The 9,877-nt window shown below is 41.2% G+C and carries 7 protein-coding genes; 5 read left to right on the top strand and 2 right to left on the bottom strand.

The window, feature by feature from the left end:
- Positions 1 to 15 precede the first annotated feature (15 nt).
- Both PseudUWO311_RS17580 and PseudUWO311_RS17575 read left to right on the top strand, forming a co-directional pair.
- On the top strand, positions 16 to 507 hold the full coding sequence (locus tag PseudUWO311_RS17580; protein ID WP_142656535.1) for a DUF4079 domain-containing protein: 492 nt from the start codon (positions 16 to 18) through the stop codon (positions 505 to 507).
- A gap of 258 nt (positions 508 to 765) precedes the next feature.
- Complete coding sequence (locus tag PseudUWO311_RS17575; RefSeq protein ID WP_142656534.1) at positions 766 to 3,231, top strand: hypothetical protein; 2,466 nt, start codon at positions 766 to 768, stop codon at positions 3,229 to 3,231.
- 47 nt (positions 3,232 to 3,278) lie between these two features.
- Here the strand turns inward: PseudUWO311_RS17575 and psb32 are convergent, their stop codons facing one another.
- Complete coding sequence (gene psb32, locus PseudUWO311_RS17570) at positions 3,279 to 3,992, bottom strand: photosystem II repair protein Psb32 (protein ID WP_142656533.1); 714 nt, start codon at positions 3,990 to 3,992, stop codon at positions 3,279 to 3,281.
- Between the two features lie 956 nt (positions 3,993 to 4,948).
- On the opposite strand from psb32, the gene dnaN reads away from it, so the two are divergent.
- Positions 4,949 to 6,103 (top strand): DNA polymerase III subunit beta, encoded by a 1,155-nt coding sequence (gene dnaN / locus PseudUWO311_RS17565; RefSeq protein WP_142656532.1) that lies wholly within the window; start codon positions 4,949 to 4,951, stop codon positions 6,101 to 6,103.
- 104 nt (positions 6,104 to 6,207) lie between these two features.
- Entirely contained in the window at positions 6,208 to 8,235 is a 2,028-nt protein-coding gene (locus PseudUWO311_RS17560; RefSeq protein ID WP_142656531.1) for a DUF3769 domain-containing protein, read from the top strand.
- A 144-nt stretch (positions 8,236 to 8,379) separates the two neighbouring features.
- Here PseudUWO311_RS17560 and PseudUWO311_RS17555 read toward each other — a convergent pair whose 3' ends face one another.
- The gene (locus tag PseudUWO311_RS17555; protein WP_142656530.1) at positions 8,380 to 8,619 is read right to left on the bottom strand and encodes a hypothetical protein; all 240 of its coding nucleotides are present in this window, start codon (positions 8,617 to 8,619) and stop codon (positions 8,380 to 8,382) included.
- Positions 8,620 to 8,861: 242 nt separating this feature from the next.
- On the opposite strand from PseudUWO311_RS17555, the gene PseudUWO311_RS17550 reads away from it, so the two are divergent.
- On the top strand, positions 8,862 to 9,722 hold the full coding sequence (locus tag PseudUWO311_RS17550) for an Rpn family recombination-promoting nuclease/putative transposase (RefSeq protein ID WP_142656529.1): 861 nt from the start codon (positions 8,862 to 8,864) through the stop codon (positions 9,720 to 9,722).
- Positions 9,723 to 9,877 lie beyond the last annotated feature (155 nt).

Here is a 9,877-nt window from a genome sequence, read left to right as displayed (position 1 = left end):
AGTTACTCCAAATCTATGACTGAATTTGCTACTAAACTCGTTGAGTCACTCCAACCAATTTCCGATCAATTTAAATCCCTCAATGTGCCCGAACCAGTTACCCATTGGGGGCATCCATTTTTTATGGGGATCGTCATTGTGGCGATGGGATCGTTTGTGGCAATTTCAGGGTGGCGCAGCCGTACGACCACAGATCCAGAAGTTGCGAACAAGAACAAAGCTGATCACCGCAAAGTTGCCCCGCTCATGACCGTATTCTTGGCTACGGGCTACACAGGTGGACTGCTATCACTTGTCATGCAAGGCAAGCCACTGCTAGAAAGTCCCCATTTTATTACAGGCTCAGTAGTACTAACTTTATTAGCGATCAACGGCGCAATTTCACTCACTGGTTTTGGGGGAAATAAGCCATTACTTCGCAATGCTCATGCCTATCTAGGTAGTGCAATTGTTATGCTTTTGGTAGCTCATGCCTTTCTAGGAATTAAGCTCGGTCTTTCTATCTAAATATCTAAGTTCACAAAAAAATTGTAAGGTTGCGCCCTTGCAGGATTCAACCTTACAACCCGAACCAATAAATTTTTAAAAGTGTTGCAAAGCAACACTTTTAAAAATTTATTGGTTCGTCTGATCGAAAACTGTGGGAAAACCAAAGATATACTGCTTCGCTGAACATCTTTGGTTTTAATTGCTATACAAGCCTAGATGGGTTAGTATTTGCGATAACTAAGCACACTTTACCGCCTTAACCCGCGATCGCCGAATATGGAAAACTGGGAGTTTTTGCTACAACGCAAAGGTGACAAGTCCTGGTTGCCCCTAGAATCTCCAACTGTAGAGATTTTGGAGGGGCAGTACCGACTTGCTGCACGCTCTGCTTCAGCAAATGCGCTAGTTGCGATCGCGATCGCCTATCGCCCTCTCGCAGATGTGCGGCATCAGCCTTTACAACAAAAAATTGCTAAACGCATCAGCCATGATGGGTTGCTGATCGTCATGCCATACACCAACTTTGTACCAGGGATATGGCAGATTGACTGCATAGCTACAGAACCGAACCAAGAATCTGGCACAGGATCAGAAAGCACCAATTTAATCCCTGCATGGAAAAAGACTGTCAAGTTTGATGTAATTCAAATTTCAGCAGAAGCTGGCTCCGAATGGCAATATAACGAAGTTGCAGAAGAAGTAGAAACTCCTGCCGAACTTGCCAATGAGTCACATACTAATGCATTGGGAATCATTCAAACTGAGCCAACCCCTCTAAGTTATAGCTCACCAATTCTCGATATTGCTGAGCAAAGATCAACGGAACTCGTCGAATCTATGTTTGAAGAGTTTGCACTCTTTGATGATGAGGATGATGGAGACGAAGAGATTGATGGTAATTCTAAAAATATAGAACTAGAAACAGAATCTCTAAGCGATCACCCTAATGTCTTGGAGCTGGTAGAAGCATATAGCCCAAATGATTTAACTGAAGAAACAGATGAACCATTTCAGCCTCGTATTTTATTACGTTTAAAACAGCCTCAATATATTCTTAATGAAAACAATAGCTTCCATCTCACAGGAGAAGTCTATACTCAAGGAGAAATCGAAGTCAGCCTCAAAGATCCACAGACCCTTGATATTGTCGTAAATCAGCGCTTCGAGATCACGAATTCTGGCGATCGCAATCCAGCAACTGGCGCAATCACCTTTGCGTATCAGATCATTGTGCCGCCACCTTCAGAAATTCAAGTTCTCATCGGTGAAGTCCAAATTCATCCCCATCAAGACTTTCAACTAGATAGAGATTTGTATGTGACGCAACAGGCGATCGCAGTTTCCTATCCTGCTGCGAGAGTTCTGCCCGAACTCATTAAAGAAGCTAAAAAACATTCTTCTCAAGAAACAACTCTCAATTCTCAAACGACGGAAACAACCAGAGATCAGTCTAGTTACCAACAATTTCCACAGAGTTTTCCACAGGTATCAACACCAACGGAAAATAAGTCTAGAAGTCTATCACCAAAGCCAAAACCAGCCAATTCGCTTAGTCTTCCACCCATACCTTCTAACAGATCTAAAGCTAATCAGGGAGAAGCATTAAAGCAACAAACACCTGCAAATTCTTTGTCATTACCACCTTTACCATCTCAACAAAATAGGAGCAGTAATCAGATTTATACTCCCCCTAATCCTGAAATAACTGATGATTATCCTCAAAGTTTTCCACAGGTAGAGACAGATATTTCTCAAGAAACTGAGACGCACTTTGATCTGAGAAATATTGATGATTTAGCCGATAGCGATCGCCAAATTTCATCAAACTCTGAAGAAGAACCAGAACTACTTTATAGTTTTGAAGAAGAACTCCCTCACAACTATGAAGAGCTACTAGAGCAGCCGTGGCAAGAAAATGCATCAGTCACCAATCAATCAAAACCCAGCGGAAATCGGTTTCTCAATAAACTACAAACTCTATCTGCTGATGCGATCGCATCCCAAAAAGCCAACCAACGTACCGAAGAACTATTACTCGAAACCTTCCCACCCAGCGATCCATTACTAGAAAATGATTTATCGAGTACTTTAACTAGTGCATCCATAGATCTAAACAACCCTGAACAACCACCAAGAACGATCACCGAAGCCACCAGCCTCGCCGAACTAGATCTCGAACTTGATGTTGAGCTGGATCGATTATTAACTTCTGAACCTGATTTGATTTTAAATGAGTATGTTTGGGAAGATCCTATAGATCCAAACACTTTCCCAGTTAGCACTGTCTCAAGCCAAAATTCTGCTGCTTCTAATTTGGCTGAGACAGCCCAAACTATTCGCAATCTTCAAGAATCTTCAACCCAGTCTTTTTCTGAACAAGAACCAATTCCCATACCTGAAATTCTTATTCCTACTGGTGAGCTAATTTCAGGAACACCAATGTTAGTAACCGTTCGTCTCCCAGCACTTGCTCCTAAATTCTTTGTGAAATTCTGGATTAAAGATTTGCAAACGCGGATGATTGTAGATGGACCACGTTGGCTCTTAGATTTTAGTACTGTTCCCAATGCCGCGTTTATTGAAGCCCGCACAAACATCTCGATTCCGCTCAGTAGTATTGATGTTGCTTTTGAAGCGATCGCGATCGAAGCTCAAACCCAACGCGAAAGCCATAAAGTAAGAGTCACTCGCTCTGTAACTCCACCCAACCTAGCACAAGACACCGATTTTGATGAACCATAACTCAAAAAGAAAGAGGCGGCGCGATGCGCCGCCTCTTTCTTTTTGAGTTATGGTTGACTTTGTAACCAGTAATAAGTCGCCATAGGTAACAACGTCGCCAAAACCAGTAGAATAATTACCACCACATTTGATGAACTTGCCTCAGTTTCCTCTCTAGTAGCATAGTTACTCGTCTCAGTCTCTTCTACTGCTAATAGGGGCGCACCTGGGTCTGGATTACCTTTCAAAACAGCCTCTAGACGAGCAAGTCCCTCATTTACAGATTGATTATAGTTTGCCTTACGCGCAGGATAGAGCATCGTCTCATCGGCAATACTATTGGCAATGCTATCAGGCAGGACTTCTTTTACCTTTTCGCCAGTCTGAATAGCAGTACGGTGGTCTTCTGTCGCCATAAATAGCAGTACTTGATTAGCCTTCTCAGATCCAGAAGGGAACCATTTATCAAATAATTCTGCCGTAAATTCTGATGCAGGTTGACCTAAATCAATGCGGCGAATTGCCACGACATGAACTTCGATCCCCGTTAATTCTGCTAATTTTTCAGCTTTGCTGATGATCGCACTTTTGGTCGAAGCACTTAATACCTCAGAATCATCAATCACCCAAGTTTGGTCAGTCAGGGTCTTAATTTCGGATAAGTCAGGAATATCTGACACTTGCAAAGCCAATGCATTACCAGTCAATAAATTAAAGCTAATTAGTAAGGCGATCACCCCAAAACATAGGCGGCAAAATAAATTTTTGAGCAATATTTCCATCACAATTTTTTAAACCTATATTTTAAAACTCAAATCAATCAATTTCACTTTTCATCACTATATCAATCTGCAAGGAATCGTAGAGAAAATTTAGCGATCGCCCTCAGCGACCGCACACCATTTTCAGCAATATTTTAGAATTTCCAGTTCAAACATGCCGTTCAAAATCACTAAATCAAGTCCTAATTTCCCAAATTCTAAAATTATCAAAAGGATTACAACTCTTAATAAGTTCTGGTTATTTAAGTATTATTAAGATTTTGACAATAAATTTCAAAAGAGTTTTCCGTGAACATTTTTGATATAGATCTGTTGATAAATCTAGATGTTTATTTTTTACCTGTGGAAAACCTGTGGATAACTACTATCTTTCTGTGGAAAAGATGGAGATATCTGGGGAAAACTTTTGCATAAATGTGGAAAACTTTTGATAGGTATTTATACCTTGTGGAAAACTAGCCAGTTTATCCACAGGTTTATCCACAGGTAAAAAATGCTAAAAAGCTTATTTTATATAGTTCTCTTTGAGTTTTCCACATTTTCCACAGCCCCTACTACTACTATTAAAGATTTATTATTCTTTAAAGAGTAATAATTAGTTCAAACGAAAAATGAATGAAAAAATAAATTTGGATTTTGATATTGTAAAAAATTCCAACGATGGTATGATTGGCTTCCACAAATCAAAAAAATCAAAATTAAAAAGCTTTTCAGAAAAAGTTTGTTTTAAAAAATTTCATTTAAACTGCGTTTTCAAAAAATATTAGCAAAGTAATCTTAAATACATTTTTTGTTTCTTTTAAAAATCTTCAAACCTTAAAAAATACTCAAATTTTGAAATCTTCTAGAATTTTCCCTTCGAGCCTTAACCGCACTTTTTAGAATCTAAATTCATTCAAAATTTAACGCTGTTTCTTTCCTCTCACCCTCAAGCTTAGAAAATCTTCTATCAAACTATGCGACTAGTCTGTCCCCAAAACCAACTCGCTGCTAACCTTGCCCTTGTCGGTCGTGCGGTCGCATCTCGCCCCACCCATCCAATTTTGGCAAACATTCGATTAGATGCTGACGGCTCCAATCAAAGTCTTGGTATGACTGCCTTTGATCTCAATCTAGGTATTCAGGTCTCATTTCCTGCTCAAGTCGTAGAGGCGGGATCGATTACTCTGCCAGCAAAGTTACTTAACGACATTGTGTCGCGTCTTCCTGATGAAGACATCACGATCACTGTGGACACAGACAACACGATGGTCTCGATTGTCTGTGGTTCAGGACGTTATCAAATGCATGGTTTACCTGTGGAAGAGTTTCCTGAGTTACCTCAAATTGGCGAAGATGGCGAAACTACCTATTTGCCTGTTGAGTCAATGCTGAGTGGTTTGTCCTCAACCCTGTTTGCCACTTCGGCTGATGAGACCAAGCGTATTCTCACGGGTGTGCATCTGACTGCTACTGCCGATCGCTTAGAGTTTGCGGCTACCGATGGACATCGCTTATCCGTTGTGCAAACTGGATTTTTGGATGCAGATGAGCCTCCTGTGACGGGGGATACCGTGACTACTAATCTGGAGGTGACGATTCCTGCTAGAGCCTTGCGTGAACTAGAACGGATGCTCAACCAACAAACAGAGGGTGCGATCGCAGTTAAGTTTGATCGTGCCAATATGATTTTTCAAAGTGCTAATCAAATCTTAATTTCCCGTTTGTTAGATGGCACCTACCCCAACTATCGCCAATTGATTCCCAGCCGCTTTGAACGTCAAGTTACAGTCGAGCGCAAATTATTTTTATCCGCTCTAGAACGCATTGCTGTATTGGCAGACCAAAAAAATAACATTGTCAAAATTACAATTGACTCTACTGGGCAGGAAATTTCGCTCTCTGTTGAAGCTCCTGATGTCGCCGCAGGACGTGAATCTCTGCCTGCCCAGATTTCAGGTGAAGATGTGGAAATAGCCTTTAACGTCAAATATTTATTAGATGGCTTAAAAGCTCTACCGAGCAATGAAATCCAAATTCAGATGAACAATCCAACTAGCCCTGCTGTGCTTGTACCAATTGGGGCAACCAAAATGACTTATTTGCTGATGCCTGTGCAAATCCGCAATTAGGCGAGCATTGTTATAAAGTAAAAACCACGCGCAGCGTGGTTTTTACTTTATTCAGTAGTTTATCGCTATATCTCAGAGAAAAATCCTGTAAACTTAGTTGAAGTATGGATTTCTTACCACTGCCTTCAACTCAACTGCCACCTAGCACCTATGCTGAGGTGAGACAGGCTAGCTCTAGCCAAACGTTGTCGTCTTCGTCAGCGTTTAATGGTCGTATTTCTAGATTGCCTACTGAATTGCCAATAGAGGTGCAATCTCAGCTACAGCTTTTTTTAGAGAGCTTGCCTGATCCCGATGCGATCGCTCAGCAAGTCAGAACAACTCTGATCTCTCAAGCTGGCCCCATCAAGCCAAATAGTTTACCGAAGCCAAAGCCTAAAGATAAGCCACGCCCACCCTTACCGCCGCGTGTAGGGGAAAAGCTAAACGTGGTTAGCGATCGCCAAGAATATGACATTAATACTCAGGTGTTTGTCGCTGAAGGCAATGTGGTAATTAATTATAAAAAATCGGAACTCAAAGCCGATCGCGTTCAATTAAATACCAAAACGCAGGAAGTTGTTGCCGAAGGTAATGTGTTTTTTACACGCGGTGACCAGAAGATACGTGGAACAAAGCTTACCTATAATTACGGGACTGTTAAGGGCGATCTCCTCAACGCATCAGGTGCTGTTGACCTTGGCACTCTTCAAAGTTCTGAAGTGTCGCGATCGCCATCAGAACTGGCTACTAACTCGATCACCATAGCTCCTATTGGTTCTGGAAACTCTTCTGAAGGACAAGTGCGCCGTATTGGATTTATTGCCGAGCGTTTAATAATTGATGGAGATACTTGGACAGCCGAAAATTTGAGGGTTACGAACGATCCTTTTAGTCCTCCTGAACTGGAACTTACTACCAGTAAAGCTACCTTAACTCCGATTTCACCAACTCAAAATCGACTAGATCTGGAATCTCCACGCATTGTTTTTGATCAGGGATTTTCTCTGCCATTGCCAGTCAATAGTATTACACTTGATCGTTTTCAACGCTTTGCTCCTGCCTTAGTTGGTTTTGACCGCCGCGATCGAGATGGTGTTTTTTATCAACAAAGCTTTGATGTGATCACTCAATCCAACTTGAATTTTCAATTGTCCCCCCAATTGCTTCTACAACGTGCTTTTTCTAGTCAGAGTGGATTTTCAGGTGTTGATATTATTGGGGTTGTTGCTACCTTAAATGGAGCCTTTGATGATGGCTCAAGCTTATCGGCAAGAGCGAGTTTCTCAGGTTTAGATTTTTCTAAGATTGATTCCTTATTGCGTTTTAATGCTAGCTATCAGATGCCAGTGTTTGGTAACCATACTTTGCTCTCACAGTATGCTTTTCGCGATCGGGTATTCAATGGTTCGCTAGGCTTTCAGGATGTAAACAACATTTTGGGAACAACTTTGTTATCTCCCAACTATGTTCTTGGAGATTCTCAAATTTCTTTTAGTTATCAAGCTTCTGCTCAGCTCGTTGGGGCGGTACGAGATGACATCCAACCCAGTACAATCGGTTCATTAATTCGTGTGCAAGGTGCTGCTGTTCTCAGTCGAGCTTTTCCCCTGCTACGAGGTGAACCATTAGCAGCCGAAAAAGAAACGGGATTGCGCTTCTCTCCCAAACCAATTGTGCCAAGACTAGATGCTTTTTTGACCGCGCAAGGCGTAAATTCTTTCTACTCTAATGGAGCTAATCAAGCTGTTCTTTATGGAACTGTTGGTTTAGCTGCGGAGGTTGGTCATTTTGCTAAAGACTTCCTTGACTATACTGGCTTAACCCTTAGCTATACTCAAGCATTTGCTAGCGGTAAATCGCCATTCTTATTTGACCGCGTTGCTGATACGCGATCGCTGACCGCAGGAATAGTTCAACAAATCTATGGGCCATTGAGACTTGGCATTCAGCAGAGTTGGAGCTTGGATACTGGCAATTTATTTGATTCTGTATATTCCTTAGAATACGCAAGGCGTACCTATTCTGTATTGATTAGATACAATCCTAATCAAGGGTTAGGAGAATTTTTAATAAGGATTAGTGACTTTAATTGGACTCGTCCACCTTCAAATGTAACGAATATTCAAAATGGAATAGAACAGCGCAACTAAAACTCAGGGTTTATTTTTTGTAAGTAGGAATGGAAGTTGTCTGAGCAGTGGCGAGAGATGGGTCAAGACAGAGAACTTTTATGAAGCTAACTTCTAGATCTTGATTATCTAAATCTTGATTATCTAATCTTGGTGTGAGTCCTTCTAAATCCTCTCGACTAGGAAATAGCCAAATATATTCACAACTTTCTTGGTTGCTGGTAAAGCTGCATTGGTCAGTGAAGATGATGTGGGGTTAAAACCAGTACCTTCAGACACAATGCTATCGCCATTCGTGAGATTGTCCGATGCGATCGCAGTTCCTGCCCGAGTCGGTGCGATAATCTCCAAACCAGCAAGTAGTTTCGGCAAATCAATTCCTACGATCGGTTTGGTAATGCCCAATTCTTGTTGAGTTGCGATCGGCAGATCGAGGCTAAGAGGAATACCTTCAGGCGTAATCCGTACATATTTACCATCAGGTACTGCCCCGATATTGATGTTGCCATTGGGAGTTGAGATTGTCCATGCAACAAAATTAACCTGTTTTAACAGATTTTAGCTCTGAACAACGCACTTGAGTGTAAGGCGATCTCGCGACGATGGAGAGTGTTAGGATTAATTGAGATAAGATCTAACTGAAGCATATGAAATTTATTAGTCCAAAAACTGATTTTGCCTTCAAGAAAATCTTTGGCTCCGAACAAAGCCATGATGTCTTGATCAGTTTTTTGAATGCGATGCTTTACGATGGTCAGAGCAGAATCTCGCAATTAGAAATCCTTAATCCTTATTTAGCTCCACGCATCCGAGGTGTTAAGGATACCTATCTCGATGTCAAAGCTAAGCTGGATAATGGCACAAGCGTAATTATTGAAATGCAGGTGTTAAATATTGAAGGATTTGAGAAGCGGATTCTCTACAATGCTGCCAAAGCTTATTCCATTCAACTCGGCATCGGACAATCATACTCGCAACTTAATCCTGTGATAGCGCTGACAATTACTGATTTTGTGATGTTTCCCGAAATAAATCAATTGACTTCTCGGTTTATTTTAAAAGAGAAAGATTTTTTGATTGACTATCCTATCTACGATCTGGAACTGGTATTTGTCGAGTTGCCAAAATTTGATAAAGCACTGATGGTGCTAGAAACCTTGGCAGACAAGTGGCTATATTTTCTCAAACATGCGATTGATTTAGATGTTGTGCCAGAGAGTATGAATCTTGTGCCAGAAATTAAGCAAGCCTTTGAGTTTGCCAGAGAAGGAAATCTTTCGCCTGAAGAATTAGACGAGTTACAACATCAGGAGTTCTTTATCCAAGATCAACATAATGCGATCGTCAAGGCTCTCAAGCAGGGCTTGGAGCAAGGTAAAACGGAGGCTATGCTAGAAATGGCTGGGAAATTGCTGGATGTGCTGGATGATGATGCTATTAGTCGGGCGACTGGGCTAATCTTGACAGAATTTGCGGAATTGAGAAGTATGCGATCGCAAGTTCAATAAGTCCGTAAATGGAATATACCTATAATGCGTAGGGGCAGGTTTAGAGACAAATCTATTGGTAAACCATTGACTTGTTTCTAAACCTGCCCCTATTGGGATTTTGTTCTATTTTTTTGATTGATTGGATGCAATTTATTCTCTTTTGAGTTCTCATG

Origin of the sequence: Pseudanabaena sp. UWO311 (genome assembly GCF_006937785.1) — a bacterium.
In the GTDB taxonomy this organism is placed as follows: Bacteria; Cyanobacteriota; Cyanobacteriia; order Pseudanabaenales; family Pseudanabaenaceae; genus Pseudanabaena.
This window is presented reverse-complemented; position numbering and strand designations above follow the sequence as displayed.